The sequence below is a fragment of the Paenibacillus sp. WC2504 genome (assembly GCF_052682475.1).
On sequence record NZ_JBQZFH010000001.1, the window covers coordinates 2,664,415 to 2,684,171 of the forward strand.

Annotated in this window: 8 protein-coding genes; all 8 read left to right on the forward strand. The window is 47.5% G+C overall.

Features of this window, described 5'->3' with window-relative positions:
* Window positions 1–34 precede the first annotated feature (34 nt).
* Window positions 35–958, forward strand: a complete 924-nt coding sequence (locus ACUN27_RS11630) for a glycoside hydrolase family 43 protein (protein WP_445558942.1) — start codon at window positions 35–37, stop codon at window positions 956–958.
* Window positions 955–1,239: a chorismate mutase gene (locus tag ACUN27_RS11635; protein WP_315952706.1), complete on the forward strand. Its 285-nt coding sequence runs from the start codon at window positions 955–957 to the stop codon at window positions 1,237–1,239. The genes ACUN27_RS11630 and ACUN27_RS11635 overlap by 4 nt, the downstream gene beginning before the upstream one ends.
* A gap of 273 nt (window positions 1,240–1,512) precedes the next feature.
* Window positions 1,513–2,529 (forward strand): S-layer homology domain-containing protein, encoded by a 1,017-nt coding sequence (locus ACUN27_RS11640; protein ID WP_445558943.1) that lies wholly within the window; start codon window positions 1,513–1,515, stop codon window positions 2,527–2,529.
* A 305-nt stretch (window positions 2,530–2,834) separates the two neighbouring features.
* Window positions 2,835–7,076 carry a PA14 domain-containing protein gene (locus tag ACUN27_RS11645; RefSeq protein WP_445558944.1) on the forward strand — a complete coding sequence of 1,414 codons (4,242 nt, stop codon included), beginning with the start codon at window positions 2,835–2,837 and terminating at the stop codon, window positions 7,074–7,076.
* A gap of 180 nt (window positions 7,077–7,256) precedes the next feature.
* Window positions 7,257–7,850 carry a TlpA family protein disulfide reductase gene (locus ACUN27_RS11650; protein ID WP_445558945.1) on the forward strand — a complete coding sequence of 198 codons (594 nt, stop codon included), beginning with the start codon at window positions 7,257–7,259 and terminating at the stop codon, window positions 7,848–7,850.
* A gap of 116 nt (window positions 7,851–7,966) precedes the next feature.
* The gene (locus ACUN27_RS11655; RefSeq protein WP_445558946.1) at window positions 7,967–12,307 is read left to right on the forward strand and encodes a family 16 glycoside hydrolase; all 4,341 of its coding nucleotides are present in this window, start codon (window positions 7,967–7,969) and stop codon (window positions 12,305–12,307) included.
* A 210-nt stretch (window positions 12,308–12,517) separates the two neighbouring features.
* On the forward strand, window positions 12,518–18,196 hold the full coding sequence (locus tag ACUN27_RS11660; protein WP_445558947.1) for a family 43 glycosylhydrolase: 5,679 nt from the start codon (window positions 12,518–12,520) through the stop codon (window positions 18,194–18,196).
* A 501-nt stretch (window positions 18,197–18,697) separates the two neighbouring features.
* Entirely contained in the window at window positions 18,698–19,729 is a 1,032-nt protein-coding gene (locus tag ACUN27_RS11665; protein WP_315952700.1) for an ABC transporter substrate-binding protein, read from the forward strand.
* Window positions 19,730–19,757: the final 28 nt, after the last annotated feature.

A 19,757-nucleotide genomic window follows, 5' to 3' on the forward strand; every position in this document is an offset into this window, starting at 1 on the left:
ATAAATATGCATATATACGAGGGGATTGACGCAGATGCCTGTAATAACGAATCCTATTGTGCCAGGATTTTATGCCGACCCTGAAGCTAGAACCTATGAGGGTAAGCACTGGATTTACGCTACGCGATCTTTTACAGCGTATACGGACCAGATGAATCTGGATGCATTTAGCTCTACGGATTTGATTCACTGGAATAAGCATGAAGCCATACTGGAAATGTCAGATTTCCCATGGGTGTGGAGGGCTGTTTGGGCACCAACGATCATTGAAAATAAGGGGAAATACTACCTCGTATTTGCATCAAACGATATCCAGTCCAATGATGAAACAGGCGGTTTGGAAATTGCCATATCGGACAATCCGGCGGGGCCGTTTAGAGGATATTTGGGGAAACCGCTTATCGATCGTTTCATTCACTCGGCTCAACCGATTGACGCCCATCTCTTTAAAGATGATGACGGTACCATTTATCTCTATTATGGAGGTTGGGGGCACTGTAATGTGGCGAAAATGAATGAGGATATGACCGGTTTTGTTCCTTTTGAAAATGGGGATACTTTCCTTTCTGTCACGCCGGAAGGCTATGTTGAAGGCCCATGTATGATAAAGAACGGGGACCTTTATTATTTCATGTGGTCCATGGGAAGTTGGGTGAATGGCACTTATCGGGTGGCTTATGGCATAAGCGATAGTCCGCTGGGGCCATTTGAGAATAAAGGAACGATTCTTCAAAAACAGGAACCGATTGCCGAGGGGCCTGGCCATCACGGTTATTTGTATTTGCCGGAAACCGATATGTGGATCATTGTATATCATCGTAGACTGATAGGCGATACTGATCCAGGAAGCAGGGTTTTATGTATAGACAGATTGCACTTTGAGGATGGCGCAATTATGCCCGTTACGATGACGGATAACTGGCAAACATCGGATGAAACGCGGAGGAATGGCAGATGACAAAATTAGATGAACTAAGAAATGGCATAGATGAAGTTGACCAAAAGATCATTGCTTTGCTGGCTCAAAGATTTCAATATACGGAAGAAGTCGGGATTTATAAAGCGGAGAATCACTTGGACTCGCAAGATGTCAGCCGGGAAAATCAACAGTTTCAGAAGATCGCTAAGCTTTCGGCTCAATATGGATTGAACCCTGCTTATGCTTCGGAAATATATAGATGTATCATCGATATCGTCATTTCAAGGCACGAAGAATTACTTAAATCGACATGTAAATAGAGGTAAAAGCCAGCTATCAGCTGCAACCGGAAATGGGAAGTTTAATTCCTGTGTCCGGTTTTTTTACGTTAATGCTTGATTTCAGTGCACCGCGATGCTGTAGGGGAACTACACCCTTATTTTGCGCGGGCCGGGCAAGACAATGCCGTTTTAAGCAAAATATCCGAAAATAGCAAATTTACACCTGATAGTCTAAATACATGAATGCTAGTTTTTTTTATATTGGAGGTAATGAAAGGAAAGGGGCACTCCAACGTGAAAGTAAAAAAAATAATGACAGGAAGTTTAATGACCGTTTTCGCTGCAACGATGATAGTAGGGGGTTCAGCATCAGTTTCAGCAGAGGAATCACCCTCGTATACGCTGACAGTTCTTACGGATAAGCCGTCCAAAGGAGAAAATGTGGAAGTTCTCATAAAAGGGCATCAGCTAAAAGATGTCTATGCGTACGAAATCAATTTGGATTTCAATCCGAAGCAGCTTAAATTAAAAGAAGCTACGACGGATATTCCTGGATTTTCAGTTCCTCCCATTGTGAAAGATAACCATATTCAGCTCGCGCACACACGCATAGGCCGAACTAAGGGCGACGATGGCGAACAGATTTTGTACAAATTAAAATTTGAAGCGATTGATGACGGGAAGGCGGAACTGGCAATCGGCAAGGTCAAATTGGTCGATTCTATTCTAGCAAGCACGGATCAGGATTCGAATGCCAAAGTGGCCGTCGATATTAACGATTTGTTCCCATTCGATGATCTGGGCGATTTCACATGGGCCAAAACAGCGATTGCCTTCCTAGCTGAGAAGGGGATTGTGAATGGAACCGCTGAGCGTACTTTCAGTCCGGGCCAGCCTGTTACACGTGCTGATTTTGTGGTTCTTCTGATGAGAGCATTGGAGGTAAAAGGTGGTTCAGGCGAGCGTTTTGACGATGTGCAGCAGGGTGAATACTTCGATGAGCACTTATCCGCTGCAAGAAGCTTAGGAATTGTTGAGGGTGACGAGTATAATAACTTCCATCCGAGAGAGTCTGTGACGAGAGAGGACATGATGACCCTCACGGCTCGTACGTTAAAAACGCTGAATAAGCTCCCGGCAAGTAAAGGGACCTCTTTAGCTGATTCGTTTAACGATACTTCGGATATTTCGGATTATGCGCTACAAAGTGTTACAAATCTAGTCGAGATGGGCTTGGTAGATGGATATGGCGAGGGCATTCATCCTAAGGAATTTACGAATCGCGCTCAAGCGGCCATGCTCATTTATAAACTGTTGACTGCGAAATAATGATTGGTAAAATGACTGTGAAATAACATCAGGGAGGGGCTTGAGTGGCGGAAAATGCCTAAGAGCAACCTCCTTTTTGTATTGGCGTTTGTTTTTTTACATGGCTGTAAACATCTGAAGCGAAATGGCAAGAAAACGTACAAAAAGGCGGAATAACCTAAATACTTCCTGTCTCCATTGTTACATAATGTATCTGTAATCTTCCAATGAATAGGATGAAAGGAGTTAATGTATAAAAAGCGAGGCGAATTGATTGAAATGCTCTCGCCCATTCATCATTTATGTGATCAGGAGGCTGGAATAGGATGAAGTTAAAGAAGACGTTTAATCTGCTGCTTATTGCCGCTTGTGCATTCGGAACAATCTCAACGGCTCCGTTGATGTCCCTTCAAGCACAAGCAGCGGAAGTGGCGAATGAGCCAGTCGTTCACGGCTTAAAAGGGGAGTACTACACAAGTTCGGGTTCTCCGCAGTTTAACTTTGGCACGTTAAAATCAACCGTACTTGATCCCAATTTGGACTTCGGCAACTTGGAGACGGCGCTTGGGATTTTAACCGGGCAGCAGGATAATGTGAATGTACGTTGGAGCGGGTTCATTGAACCGCAGTTTTCCGAAGACTACACGTTCTCCATCATTGGTGACAATGGCTTCCGGCTCTGGATTGACAACAAACTGGTCATCGATCATTGGGTCAACGATTGGGATAAAGAGCAGGTTGCAGCGCCGATTTCACTGGTTGCAGGGCAAAAATATGCGATTAAGGTTGAGTATTTTGAAAATAATGGCGGATCTAACATTCACATGCGCTGGTCGAGTCCATCCACACCGAAATCCGCGATACCGACGGAGGCGCTTACTCCGCCAAGCGGTTTCTCCTACGGGGGCAGCGTAGCCGTCAATGGAGCGACGGCGGAAGTTAAACTGGATAAACCTTTGCAATCGCTTCCAGATGGGTTCGTTAATCATTTCAACGTCAGTGTCATGGGCAGCAACTGGCCGATTGCTTCAGCAGCGCTCAAGCAAGGCGATAACAGCACCATCGTGGTTACTTTCCAGTATCCGGTATATTCGAAGGATGTATGGTTAGTTAAGGCGAGCTATGACGGCCAGGCTGGCCTGGAGGATCAGGATGGCAGAGTCGTTCAGGCGTTCGATAAAATGTTGAAAAACGATTCTACGTATCAAATCACGACGCCATGGGCGAGCCAAGTAGATAAGGATCATGTCCTTCCTGAATACCCTAGGCCGCAGCTCGTTCGCGATAAATGGCAGAACTTGAACGGGGAATGGCAATTCCAGTCGGCTAAGGTCGGGGAGGCGGTTCCAACCGGGCAAACATTGAAGGAGAAAATCGTTGTTCCTTTTGCTGCCGAGTCGGTGCTTTCGGGGATTAAACGCGTAGAAAATCTCATGTGGTATAAGCGGTCATTTACGGTTCCAAGCGATTGGAACGGGCAGCGCGTGATGCTGAACTTCGGCGCTTCTGATTATTTGACAACGGTTTATGTCAACGGTGTGCAGGTTGGCGAGCACAAAGGTGGTTACACTTCGTTTAGCTTCGATGTCACCGATCAATTAAAAGCAGGCGATAATGAACTGATCGTTCACGTACTGGATAATACGGATATGGGTGAAGATCAAGCTGTCGGTAAGCAAACGGTGAAAAAACTCGGCGGCATCTGGTACACGTCCGTCTCCGGGATTTGGCAAACCGTATGGATGGAGCCTGTCGCACCGGCTCATATCGAAAAGCTGGATATGACGCCGGATCTTACGAATCAAACGTTAAAATTAACCGTTCCTGCGGGAGCAGCTAACAATCTCACCGTTGAAGCTATTGCGACGAAGGACGGGCAGGAAGTTGGAAGAATCAGCGGTCCTGCCGGTACAGAGCTGAAAGTTCCAGTTCCGAATCCTAGGTTATGGACGCCGGATGATCCATTTTTGTACGATTTGCAGGTTCGCTTGAAAAACGGGGATCAAGTTGTCGATCAAGTTAACAGCTATTTCGGAATGAGGGAGATCAAGCTAGGAAAGGTAGACGGCATTACAAGACCGCTGTTGAACGGCAAATTCGTCTTCCAAATGGGGCCGCTGGATCAAGGCTTTTATCCGGACGGCATTTATACGGCACCAACGGAAGATGCTTTGAAATATGATATTCAAACCGTGAAACGAGTCGGTATGAATTTGATCCGTAAGCATATTAAAGTAGAGCCGGCTCGCTGGTACTATTGGGCGGATAAGTTAGGCGTCCTCGTTTGGCAGGATATGCCGAGCTTGGAGGATCGCCAAAATAACCATGGCGCGGATATCACACAAGCTGCCAAAACGCAGTGGCTGAAGGAATACAAAGAAATGGTCGACCAGCTTCGCAGTGTACCGTCAATTATTGAATGGACAGTCTTTAACGAAGGCTGGGGCGAATTCGATTGGGGCGGACAGCAGACGAAGGATGCGACCAATTATGTGAAAAGCCTTGACCCGACGCGTTTAATTAATAACGCGAGCGGCTGGCAGGATTCCGGTGCAGGCGACTTGGTTGATATGCATGCTTACCCAGCTCCGAATTCACCGAAGCCAACGGACACACGTGCTGCTGTGCTCGGGGAGTATGGAGGGCTCGGTCTGCATACACCTGGACATGAATGGAGTCCGCTTGTGTTCTCGTATCAAGAGATGAAAAGCAAAAAAGAGATTACGGACAAATACATCGATTATATTAACCAATTGAAAAATCTCAAAGGAAATCCTGGCTTGAGCGCAGCGATTTATACGCAGATCAGCGACGTCGAATATGAGATTAACGGCTTGCTGTCCTATGACCGCAAAGTGGAAAAGCTCGATTTTGACCGGATCGCCAAAGCTCACCGCGAGTTAATCGGCACGGTTACGGCAGGCGATTTGTCCGGCGGCATTCAAGACGCTGAGCTCTTTTTCAGTAAGCTCACCGCAGGTACGAAGCCTGGCCAATACCCGCAAGCTGTGGTGGATCATTTCCAAGGTGTCATTCAATCCGCTAAGCAGGTACTTGCCGACAGCAACGCCACTGCAAGCAATTACCAGCAAGCGCTTAATGACTTAACAGCTGAGAAGGAAAAAGTTTTCGCTGGTGTAAACGATCCGCTTCCAAAAGGCTCCACGGTGGATAACTTCGACAGCACTACGCTAAACAGCAATTGGAGTATTTACCGTCAAAATAACGCGAATTGGAGTCTGACGACCAATCCTGGCAAGTTGACGATTCAAACGCTTACAGGCGATAGCTTTGGCAATTCAAATGCGCTGAAAAATGCCTTCTTGCAAAACGCGCCTAGCGGTGATTTTGTCATCACAACGAAGGTTGATGCGCAGGTAAGAAAGAACTACCAGCAAGCCGGTCTGCTCGTTTGGCAGGATGAAGATAACTATGTGAAGTTTGGGCATGTGTGGGATACAGACGGCGCAACGGGCAAATCCCTGGAATCCGCCTCCGAGAAAAATGCCACATACACCAAAGCTGGGCATATGGCGACTCATCCAGGTTACGATACATCGTATATGCAAATCCGTAAGGTGGGTAACGTTTATACGACCTATTATTGGGATGGTTCCAGCTGGAAGCAGGCTGCAGACCCTGTTACCGTTCAATTATCGAATCTCAAAGTGGGATTCTATGCATTCTCCGCAACCGACGGGACGTCCATCCCGGCTAAGTTCGATTACTTCTCAGTCGGCCCGATTGTGAATGATCCTACGTCGTCGTTAACTGGACCTGCATCGGTCACAAGCGGACAATCGTTTGATTCGACGCTTGGCATGAACAGTGTCACGCAAAGTGTGTATGCTGGAGATGTAACCGTTACGTATGACGCGAATCAACTCGAATTTGTATCCGCTGAAAGCGTGAAAAGCGGTTTAGAACTTCTCGACAAGAAAGTAGTTCCTGGTTCGGTCCGTCTTATTACAGTAAATGTAAGCGGTACGAGTATAAATGGCGATTTGCTGAAGCTGCATTGGAAAGCGAAGACGACTGGTGAGGATATGACCAGCACAATTACCCTTTCTAATCTTGTTTTGGCGAACGGTGAAGGCGTAGAAACGGCTGTTGACGGTACCACGCAAAGCATTCGTATACTTGCTAATGTCGATAAAACAGCGTTGAACTCTCTCATCGCTACAGCGCAAAGCAAGCATGACGGTGCGACGGAAGGTACAGCCGTTGGTCAGTATCCTGCTGGAGCCAAAGCGCTATTGCAAGCAGCTATCGATAAAGCTGTGTTCATTGCTAACGATGCGAATGCGACGAATGCGCAGGTGGCACAAGCGGTTACTGAACTGAATGGTGCGTTGCAAGCCTTTAACCAATCGGTTGTTACTGGCAATTCCGGTGACACGAATGGCGACGGTAAGTACTCAATCGGCGATCTGGCTATTGTTGCAGCCGCTTATGGCAAAACGTCGAAAGACGCAGATTGGGATAAGTACAAACAAGCGGATCTGGACAACAATGGTCGCGTAGACCTTGTCGACTTGGCCATGTTGGCACAGAGAATTTTGGAATAAACGGATAGGAAAGTCGTCTAACTTCAGGATTTATTGGGGTTGGGCGACTTTTTTTTGCGCCATCAGATGCCTTGTCCTGAACTTTTGTCAGAATCGCGCAAAGTTTCGCCTAATCGCGTAAAGACGCCCTTTTTTTACATGGATATAATCAGGGTAAACAACGTTCAGGGAGAGGTTCACATGAAAAAGATGATCAGTGTGCTAGTTGGCATTCTACTGCTAAGCTGCTTGCCATTGTATCTGCATTTCGCACACAAAAGTACGGAACCTGATTCAGGCGGCGACGGGCAGCGTTTGGATGTCCACAAGCTGGAGAGCATCGTGAATTTGGCAAGCTCAGGGGAAAAGGCAGGCACCAATGATGTCAAAGCGCCTTCTTTTACCTTAAAAGCATTGGACGGTTCGTATCATACGATTGGGGGCAAACGGGAGAAGCCGGTTGTCATTCATTTCTGGGCCAGCTGGTGTGAAGCCTGCTCGGTTGAGGTGGCCACACTGCGTAAACTGTATGGACAGTACAAGGATCAAGTTGATTTTCTGGGCATCAACGTGTCCACCGAAGAAAAGCCGGAAAATATTGAGAAATTCATCAAACAGAACAATCTCAAGTATCCCATCCTGCTGGATGAGCATAAACATGCCGCTGATTTGTACCAGCTTCATGCGCTGCCGACTGTTTTTCTAATCGATAAAAACGGTTATGTCATGGATACGTTTCACATGGTAGATCCGCTGGAATTGGAAGAAAAGATCAGGCATCTTGTGGAGCCTTAACAGCTTTCAACTTTATGGAAAGGAGGAGACAGCTTGACGGCTGACGATTTACATAACGACGTGGCAGAAATCCACAAGGGGTAAGGTTTGATTTATTTTAGGAAAAGAGGTGTCCTGTGTTAAAAGGAAAAACGGTAATCGTCCAATTGCTTATTTTTGCTTTATATTTGACTATGTTATCTCCCTATCCGGTGCAAGCAGCGGAAGCGGAAAAAATACCTGGCTATTTTGCAGATCATTTCGATAAAATGAAGATAAACGATACATGGAATGCCATTGAAGGCCCATGGTCCATTGATGCTGGCAGGCTGTCGGTAGCGAAAGGCCAAGGCTATAAAGCGATCTCCAACAAGGATGACATGAGCGACTTTACGATAGAGTCAGATATTCGTGTGGCTGATCGTAATGGAGACGCTGGCCTTTTATTCCGAACCGTAAGCGCAACACCAGGCGCTGATAATGTGCGTGGTTATTATGCTGGACTTAGCGCGACCGGAACAGGAGCGGTCATGCTTGGCCGCATGAGCAACAATTGGACGGAATTAAAGCGTTCCAATGTAACCATTAATCCGAATACGGATTATCGTTTGAAAGTTTCTGCAGTAGGTAGTCAAATCAACGTATATGTCAATGATGTGTTAGTTTTGCAGCAAACGGACAGCACGTACACACAAGGTAGTGTTGGCGTTAGAATGTACAATTCAATGCCATCGTACGACAATATTGTAGTGAAATCTGTGGGAGGCGATACGTTGTTATCGGATAACTTCGATACGCCGGCTGAACAAACGATTGAGCATTGGAATGTGGTGGATGGAAGCTGGAAATTGCAATCCGGAGCCATTACGGTTAATAAAGGTGACGGTTACAAAATGCTGGCACAAGACGCTGAATTCCAGGATATGACGCTGGAAAGCGATATTAAACTGCCGAGCGATACAGGTACAGGAGATGCAGGGCTGCTCTTCAAGACACAAAGCGCAACACCCGGGGCCGATAATGTGAAGGGCTACTACGCGGGTTTAAGCGGTGATGGCAAGGTTACACTTGGCCGCATGAACAATAACTGGACACCGTTGAAGCAAGTTAAAGTGTTCGACACGATCGATTCGAACCGTTACTATCACATGAAGGTCGTCACGTATCAGAATGACATTAAAGTGTATGTCAACGATTCCCAAAGACCCGTCCTCACCTTCACGGACGACAGCCCGCAGAAATATACAAAAGGCGGAATCGGTTTACGAAGTTACCGTGCGCAGGCGAGCTACGATAATGTCATCGCAAGTGAATATGTGGTGCCGGACAAAGAATTCACTTCACCTGTAGCGAATAAGGATCCGCTGGTGCAAACGCCATTTATCCCGCTGCCGCTTGGTTCGGTTGAAGCCAAAGGCTGGCTCCTGAAGCAGCTTGAACTTCAACGTGACGGGGCTACCGGATATGCAGAGGATTTATACGGAGAACTCAGTACGAACGCTGCATGGCTTGGGGGCACAGCGCCAGATTCTGATTGGGAGCGTCCCGTGTATTATTTGAAAGGACTAGTCCCTCTGGCTTACACGTTGAAAGATCCGAACTTAATTGCCAAATCGCAAAAATGGATTGAAGCCATCTTGGCGAGCCAGCAAGCGGACGGTTCCTTTGGTCCCAAAAGCAGCGATGATTGGTGGCCACGCATGGTCGCGCTCTATGTCATGAAGGACTACTATGAAGCTACGAATGATGCTCGTGTGCTTACGTTCATGACGAACTATTTCCACTACCAAGCCGCTCAATTACCTGCTCGACCACTCAGAGACTGGGGCAAGGTGCGTGTAGGCGATAATATTGATACTGTGCTTTGGTTGTACAACCGGACGGATGACGCTTTCTTATTGCAGTTGGCTGATACACTGGCCGGACAAGGGTATCCTATCACGGATACGTTTACGAATGACGGTTTCCAGAATTTCGGCAATGACTTCCAACCGACTCATTCGGTTAACGTGAATGAAGCGATTAAAATGCCGGCGATTTATTATCAAAGATCACATGACAATGTGGATCGTGATGCGTTCCAGGCAGGCGTTGAGAATTTGACCAAGCATACGCAAATTACAGGAATGCCATCCGGTACAGAGATGTTGGCCGGTATTGCGTCTACGCAGGGTGTAGAGCTCTGTGCGATTACCGAGCGGATGCAAAGTAATGAAGAGGCGGCCATGATTCTCGGGGATCCTCACATTGGTGATGCGCTTGAGAAAATTGCCTTCAATTCATTGCCAGGTGCGATGGATAAGGACTTGAAGCTTCATCAGTATTATTCATTGCCTAATCAGGTTGAGAGCAATATTGCGGATCATGGCTTCAAACAAAACTATGATAACGGGATGATGCCTTCCCCAACTTCCGGTTTCCCTTGCTGCCGTTTTAATATGCATATGGGTTGGCCGTATTTTGTGAAAAATATGTGGGCAGCTACGAAGGATGGTGGACTTGGCGTTATTGCTTACGGGCCAAGCCGCGTTTCGACCAAGATTAAGAATGCCAATGTAACGGTAGAAGAAACAACGAACTACCCGTTTGAAGATCAGATCGGGTTTGAAGTGAACACATCTGAATCTGTAAGTTTTCCACTCAAGTTAAGAATCCCTGCATGGGCGGATCAACCGACGGTTACGGTAAACGGCCAAGCTCAGCCGGCTGTGAAAGCAGGAGAATACCTGACGATCGACAGAACATGGGCGGCAGGGGACCATGTTGTTCTGACGGTGCCGATGAAGTTGAAAACATCGACGTGGGTTAACAACTCCGTCGGGATCGAACGCGGTCCACTCGTGTTCTCTCTTCAAGTGGAAGAAGATTGGCAAGTACAATCGAATCCGATTGCGGCCGTGCCAGGATTTAATAGCACAGCGCTTGGGTTCAGCCAGTTCCGCGTGCTTTCCAAAACACCATGGAACTATGGGTTATTGATTGACCGTGAACATCCGGAAGAATCTATTGAGGTTGTGCAGGGGCCAATGCCTGAGAATCCTTTCATCCAGGCGACTAGTCCAGTCAAGCTGATTGCCAAAGCGAAGAAAATTCCTGCATGGGGCAAATCGGCCAACAACGTAGAAGCCTCCGAACCGCCAAACGGCCCGCTGCTTTCGACAGAGCCGACGGAGAATATTACGCTGGTTCCATACGGGGCGGAGAACTTGCGGGTCAGTTACTTCCCTGAAGTGACCGAGAATCCGGATGCCGTCGCCTCCATCAAATATGAGGCTGAACAAGCCGAGTTGTTCAGAGCGAAAGTGAATACAAACAACAACTATGCATCCGGTAAAAGCTATGTAGGTGAAATTGACTACGTGGATAGTTACGTGAAGTTTGGTGATGTCCAGGCCGCAACAGCCGGTACTTATACGGTTGATGTCTGGTTTGCCAATGGCAGTGATTTTACGGCTGCGACGGGTAAAATGCTCGTAAACGGTAAGGAACAGTCGTTCAAGCTCCAAGGCACTCAAAATTGGGGCAGGTTCATGGCGATCCCTGTGAAAGTCGAGCTGAACGAGGGCTCCAACACGGTCACATTCATGAAAGGCACCGGTTTCTATGAACTGGACTACATTGTCGTTAGACCGCTGCAAGCCACTGTAACCGAACCATCTACTCCAGCTTCTGCGACTTTGACAGGACCTGCCGAAGTTCAGGCGAGTGAACCGTTTGATGTGGAGCTAGGATTCACAAGTGTTACTGAGCGTGTGTACGCCGAGGATTTGAACATAAGCTACGACCCTAATCTAGTGGAATATGTAGGCGTAGATGAGCTGAAGGAAGGATTTAAGGTTGTAGATCAATTACAAACTCCTGGTAAGATACGTATCATTATGGTCAATTTGGGAGCAGGTACTATCAATGATCACTTGTTGAAGCTGAAGTGGAAAGCCAAATCCATTGCACAAGAGAGCAGCACGAATATTACGTTAACGAAAGCCGTTATAGCTGATGCCAACGGCGTAGAAACGCAACTCGACAGTGTTACGCACAGCTTGCAAATTGCTACTGTCGTTGACAAAGCAGCCTTGAACAATCTGATTGCTCAGGCACAAGATAAGCATCAAAACGCAACCGAAGGCTCAAGTCCAGGAAACTATCCTGCTGGCTCGAAGGCTGCTCTCTGGTCTGCGATTAGTCAAGCCAAAGCCGTCGCTGACAATACGGCATCGACACAAAGTGAAGTCGAGCAAGCGATTGTGGCATTGCGTGAAGCTTTGAACAGCTTCTTGAATTCAGTCCTAACGGCCAGCCCTGGAGATACGAATGGAGATGGCAAATATTCCATCGCGGATCTAGGCATATTGGCTGCCGCCTACGGGAAGTCTTCCAAGGATGCGGACTGGGAGAAATACAAACAATTTGATTTGTTTAACGATAATCAAATTGACATTAAAGATTTAGCGATCATGGCGCAAAAAATTCTGCAATAGGTGTAAGAGGGGACGTTCCGGACGGATCACGAGGTGGATCTGTGCGGAGCGTCTTTCTTTTAATAGGATGGATGGTTTGCGCCGAATCGGATTCTTGTCTGAAAAGTATAAAGGAAAACCAAATAATCTAAATACAAAAAGTGCTTTATCCGTCATGATGAAGATAACCACAGCATGGTTACATAGGTGATTCAAGGGGGAGGATTTGGTTTGAACAGAGTATTTGCTTTTCAACACAAACAGATTCGACAAGTATGGGCGTATATGCTGCTTTTATGCATGGCAGTCACGTATTTGCCCGTTGCCTCGGTTTCGGCGGCAGCAGGAGATCCATTGCCGGTATTTAGAGAGGATTTCAGCGATGGCAATGCAGATGGTTGGACAACCTATGGGTCGGCGGATGCCGGGAACAGAGGGACTTGGACGGTCAATGCAGCCAAGCAGTATAAATCAACTGGCGCACCTGGCTTAAAGACGGTGTATGAAAGCACAAATTTTAAAGATCTGGTTTATGAAGCGGATCTTCAAGTGTCCGGGATCAACGATGATCAATCAGGGCTTTTGTTCCGGGTCACAACGCCAACCGGTAACGTACCGGATGGATATAATGGGTACTTCGCAGCTCTGCGTGTAGACAAGACCATTATGCTTTCCAGAGTAACCGGAGCGGGTGGCAATGAATATAAGGAATTGCAGAAAGTACCGTATCCTTATGCGAGCGGTCATATGAAAGTCGTCGCGGTAGGCAATCACATTCAAATCTTCGTTGAAGATATGAATACCCCTAAGATTGATTTTATCGATAACGACGGCAAACAGATTACGTCCTCCGGTTCGATTGGCCTTCGAACATGGTGGGGTGGGGCGATCTTCGATAATCTTGAAGCCAAAGCGTATAGCACTTCAGCGACGTTTGCGCCTGAGTTCAGCGTAACGTCCGGGGTTTACGACAGTGCGCAGCACGTTGCCATTACCTCGGCGACGGACGGGGCGACGATTCGGTACACGCTTGATGGCACGCTGCCGAATGCGACTTCTCCCATCTACACGTCGCCTATCGGGATAACATCGGATACGATTCTTAAAGCCTATGCTGAAAAAGCAGGGGAAATGGTCTCGGATGTAGTGACAGCCTCGTATATCATTGCGCAGAGCGAGCAAGTTTTCGCGGATGATTTCAGTGATGGCGCTGCAGACGGCTGGACGAATTATATGGGTGCGGCAGTTGGTACTCCGACATCCTGGTCTGTAACGCAAGGCGTTTACAGCTATATGGCTGTGAATCCAAGAGGTGCAAAGTCAGTCGTGGATGCGGTTTATCAAAATTTTGTGTTTGAAGTGGATGTGAATCCGCAGGATGCGATCGCCAATAATAGCGGAGTCATTTTCCGAGCGACGGAGCCAACTGACGGCGTAGATAAAGTTAATGCGTACTACGCTGGTATGAACGCTGCTGGAAAGCTTCAAGTCGGCAAAATGAGCACAGCGGGTGCGTCTGGCACCTGGACGGAAATCGCGTCAACGGTTGTGAGCGGTGTAAACCCGAATGCCTATAATCATCTGAAAGTGATTGGGATTGGGACGCATTTTTACATCTATGTGAATGATAAACTTGCATTTGATTTTACAGATGCAACGTACGCATCAGGTACCGTTGGGCTTAGAGCTTGGAACGATGATAAAGCGGTTACTTATGACAATGTCTCTTTGCAGCGTTTGACGGCGGTTGTGCTGCCGGTTGCAGCGCCGGTCATCAGTCCGGCATCGGGCACGTTCCCTAATACGCAAATCGTCACATTGACGAGCTCGACAGCAGGTGCCGATATCCACTTTACTTTAGATGGCAGTTTCCCTACAGCATCATCGCCTGTTTATAGTGGACCTATCACTTTGACGGCAACTACGACGGTGAAAGCTTATGCGACCAAAAGCGGGATGCTCGATTCAGCGGTGCAAAGCGCTACATTTACGCTAGTCAGCCGTACTTTCTCGGATGACTTCAACGATGATAATGCGAACGGCTGGAAGACGTACCAAGGCACGTGGAATGTATTCGGGAAGGCCTATCAAGTAACGGATAAAGGTCCTGGCTACAAATCCGTAGCGGATGGCACTTCGTTCAGCAACTTTGAATACGAAGCTGATATCACAATGAAAGACGGCGTTAATAACGACAATGCAGGTTTAATCTTCCGCGTTACAGACCCAAGCAATGGCGGAGATAACTTGAAAGGCTATTATGCAGGAATCACTTCGAATGGCCGCGTTCAATTGGGCAAATTCAACAACAATTGGAAAGAGCTTGCCTCCATTTTGTATCCGATCCAGCAAAATAGAGCCTACCATATGAAGGTGACGGCAGTAGGCAGCCATATCGATATTTATATCGATGGTGAGCATATCGTAAGTGCGGTAGATACCTCCTATACGACGGGAGCTATCGGTGTCAGAGCGCACTATGTTGCGACCAGCTATGACAATCTATTTGTCAAAGACTTGGGCGAGGTTCAACTGCCGACCTATGATTGGTCTTGGGTAAAAGGCGCGGTTTTCGTGCCAACGAATGTGGTGAACCAGATTCAACAATGGAATGAGTACGATCATGATATCAATGATCGTGAATTAGGATATGCGCAAATGTATGGTATCAACTTTGTACGGGTATTCGTGCATAACTTGTTGTGGAAAGATAACAGCGCCAAGCTGCTTGCCAATCTGGAAGATTTCTTGGCACTTGCCGACAAACACGGCATCAAGGTCGAGCTTGCCTTGTTCGACGATTGTTGGGATGACTATCCGGTCATGGGGCCTCAGTTGGCACCTAGATACGGTGCTCATAACAGCCGTTGGGTGGAAGGCCCGGGTGATGCGGTGAAAGCGAACTATGAGGCTAACAAGCAAGATTTGAAGGAGTATGTACAAGGTATCGTAACAGCGCATAAAAACGATCCGAGAATTGCTTTCTGGAACATTTATAATGAACCAAGCAATGGCGAGACCGGTCTTATGGACCAAATCACGAAGCAGATTATGAACGATGCGCGGATTTGGATCAAAGAAATTGATACCGTGCACCCGGTGTCTTCAACAGCCGGCCAATTTAGCGGTGAAGTTACTTCGGACTTCATTACTTGGCATCCCTATGAAGCGGATTACCCAACTCCTTACGGGGTCAGCAAGGGAATTCTTGCGGATGAAGCCATGAACCGTTCGACACAAACCGTTCCGGGCATCGTGGAACACTATGGGATTAAAGGCATTGGCTACGTTATGTGGGAGTTCGGTATTGGCCGGGATAACACACGGTTCCCTTGGGGATCCGATACGAATCCGATGACATCGGAGCCGACGATGCCTTTCCATGGAATTGCGTATCCGGATGGACATCCTTGGGATGTCAATGATATTAAGGCGCTGACAGGTGCTGCTTTCGACACGCTGCCCTTATTCAACGTGAACTATTACAAAGATGATCAATTCACATCGTTAGCCAAATCTTCTATCACGCCCAAAATTGATTTTGACCTTGGGGATGAGAAGGGCACAGGATCTTCCGATCCAACCGTAGGCATTGGCGAAGACCATTTCTCAACTAGATGGATGGGGACTGTGCAGCCTGAGAATACCGGAACGCATACGATCTACGTTGATAGCGACAACATTGCTAGAGTGTGGATTGGTGAGACACTGGTCGTTAATAAAACAAGCGGTACAAGAGAAGAAAAAACCGGAACGATTACTTTAACAGCCGGCCAACAATACCCGGTTAAGGTCGAGTATGTGCATGCAACCGGCGACGCAAGCTTACATGTGAAATGGTCGCACGCGAATTTGATTAAACAAGCCTTAACACCTGTTTATTCAGGCAAAAGTGTGCAGTCTGTTACCTTGGATGCGGCAACGTTAACTGTAAAGGTCGATGAAACGAAAAAACTGACAGCTACGATTGCGCCTGAAGACGCTTCTAGCCAACAGTTGACGTGGAGCTCCAGCCACACAGGTACGGTGAGAGTTGACAACAACGGATACGTGAAAGGGATTAACAAAGGAACAGCGACCATTACGGTTACGGCAGCGGGAGGCGTGAGCGCTTCAGCCGTGGTGACGGTTACGGATAGCGGTACGTTCAAAAACCCGATCGTACCTGTCTCAAGCGGTGCTGGTTCGGCAGATCCGAGCGTTATCTTTAAGGATGGCTACTATTATTATGTCAAATCGGAGAATGACGGTTCAATTCAGGTGGCGAAGGCCAAACGTCTGCAGGATATCGGAATTGAACCTCGCGTAACGGTCTATACACCGCCTGCCGGACAAATGTATTCAAAGGAACTATGGGCGCCTGAAATTCAGTATTTGAATGACAAATGGTACATCTATTTCGCTGCGGATGATGGCAACAATAATAATCACCGAATGTATGTGATTGAAGGCGATTCGCAAGACGCGCAAGGGACTTATACAATGAAAGGAAAGATTGCAGATGCCACAGACAAATGGGCTATTGACGGCACGGTCCTAACGAAAAGCGACAACTCCATGTATTTCGTATGGTCTGGTTGGGAAGGCGACACCAATGTTAGTCAAAATTTATATATCGCTCCAATGAGCAATCCTTGGACAATTAGCGGACCTAGAGTTCGGGTGTCTACGCCTGATCAAGCTTGGGAGCTGAAAGGCACGCCGCCTAGCATTAATGAAGCTCCGGAAGTTTTGATGAAAGATGATAAAATTTTTATCGTCTATTCGGCAAGCGGCAGTTGGACGGATGATTATACGCTGGGCATGTTGACGAATACGGATGGTGATGTACTGAATCCTGCTTCTTGGACGAAGTCCGGTCCTGTGTTCAGCAAAGCTCCGGGTGCCTTCGGACCGGGACATAACAGTTTCACCAAGTCCCCGGATGGTACGGAAGATTGGATCGTGTACCACGCTGATCTTAAATCCGGCGGAAGCTGGGGCAATCGCACCGTTCGCGCGCAAAAATTCACTTGGAACCAGGATGGTACGCCAAACTTTGGAACACCGGTGGCATATGGCGCATTGGTTCAAGAACCATCCGGCACGCCGTCTGTCTCCCTGTACAGCTATGAGGCAGAGGACGCTGATCTCGGCGGAAATGCAAGAGTCAACAGTTCGGACGACGCTTCCGGCGGCAAAGTGGTCGGTTATGTGGACACGGCTGGCACCGACTATATCTTATTTAACGTCAACGTAGAAGAAGCGGGTACATATGCCATGACGGTTATGGCTTCTAACGGAACGGGAGGCACTGTCATTTCCCAGCACGATGTTTCTGTCAACAATGGCGCTAATCAAGTGATTGATTACAAACAATTCGGCTGGGGACGTTACAATCCGTCTTCCATAACGATAACGTTGAATCAAGGATTAAACACGATTAAGTTGACTAAAAAGACGAACTTTGCCGAGGTCGACAGGCTTATTCTCGAACTTAAGGAGCCGGCAAACCCAACGGGGAATAGAGCAGCTCTCTTGGCAGCGATTGCTTCAGCCCAAACGAAGCATGATCAAGCCGTTGAAGACGCGCAAGATGGCTACTATGCGGCAGGCGCCAAAGCGGCCTTGCAAGCAGCCATCGATCAAGCAGCGCTTGTTGCAGGCAATGGTGCTTCAACAGAGGAGCAGCTGATTGCGGCCAGTAACATGCTGGCAGAGGCAGTTACTGCTTTTGAAGCGAAGAAAATTAATGCCGACCTTAATTCGGGAGGCTTTAGCGTAGGCGATTTAGCGATCGTTGCGGCAGCGTATGGCAAGAAGCAAGGCGATGCGGATTGGGACACGGTAGGGAAGAAAGCAGACGTCAACATGGATACCAAAGTCGATATCGCAGATCTTGTCATTGTTGCAAGAGCGATCATGCAATAAACAACTGTCCGGCCATTCATTTGGCCGGATTTTTTGTGTTTAGCTGGTGAGGGGAGGCTGGGCAACATGCTGGGGAACTGTGGTCCGCTAATTTGGCGAAATAAAGCCAATTGATGCGGCAGTGGGAACTACGGGCCGTTATTTCGCCATTATTGAGTGAAGTACTGCCTCCATCGAGCGAATAAGGTCCTGTAGTTCCCCTCCAACGCTAAATCTGCCTGTTTTAGCCGGAATAGCGCCCTGTAGTTCCGTTTAGCGGGTGATGGAGGCCAGGCAACGTGCTTGGGAACTGTGGTCCGCTCGTTGTGGTGCTCCGTTGTTGCCCCTCACCTCTCCGTTCAATTCGCCAGCTTCCGCTGCTGCCTGGCAGTTGAATCCTTTTTCCGCTGTTTTCATCCGGTATGACGGAATAAAGCAAAAAATGACTTTTACGTGTAAAGACCTTTACCTGGTTAAATATTACACTAAGGTTGTAAATAATTATTTCGAGGAGGAACACAAATGGTACAAAGAAAAAGAGTCATGGGGGCACTTGTAACAGCAACGGTATTAATGTCATTGGTCGCAGGCTGCGGGGCTAAAACAACAGAAACGACATCCGCTACAACAGCGCCTCAAGCTACAAAGGCGGCAGAAGCAGCTAAAGCAGGAGATGGCAAAGTTACCGTTGGTTTCTCCCAAATCGGTGCGGAGAGCGGCTGGCGCGGTGCGGAAACGCAATCCATCCAAGACACAGCGAAAGCTGATCCTACGATCGACTTGAAGTTCTCTGATGCGCAGCAAAAGCAAGAAAACCAAATTAAAGCCATTCGCTCTTTTATCGCCCAAAAGGTTGATGTCATCGCGATGGCTCCTGTCGTAGAAACAGGCTGGGAAGCTGTTCTGAAAGAAGCGAAGGATGCGAAAATTCCGGTTATCCTCGTTGACCGTGGCATCGACAAAAAGAACGAAGATCTATACACAAGCTTCATTGGTTCCGACTTTATCGTAGAAGGCCAAAACGCGGCCAAAGCAATGGCGGAGCACCTTGGAGACAAAGGGAATATCGTTGAGCTGGAAGGAACCGTTGGTGCGAGCGCAGCAACCGACCGTAAAAAAGGCTTTGACGACGAAATGAAAAAACACCCGAACATTAAAATCGTGAAATCGCAAAGCGGTGATTTCAACCGTGCAACAGGTAAACAAGTGATGGAAGCGATTTTGAAATCCCCTGAAGGTAAAGATATTCAAGGCGTATACGCTCATAACGACGACATGGCACTAGGTGCAATTCAAGCGATTGAAGAAGCTGGTAAAAAACCAGGTTCAGACGTGAAAATCGTATCCATTGACGGTATTAAAGAAGCTTTCGAAGCTGTCAAAGCCGGCAAGCTGAATACGGTTGTTGAGTGTAACCCACTTCTCGGACCTCAATTGTTCCAAGCGGCAAAAGACCTGAAAGCAGGAAAACAGCTTCCGAAATGGATTAAATCCAATGAAGATGTGTTCACAGGCCAAAAAGCCATCGACGCTCTGCCAAACCGTAAGTACTAAGATAAATAGAGAATTAAACGAAATCAAG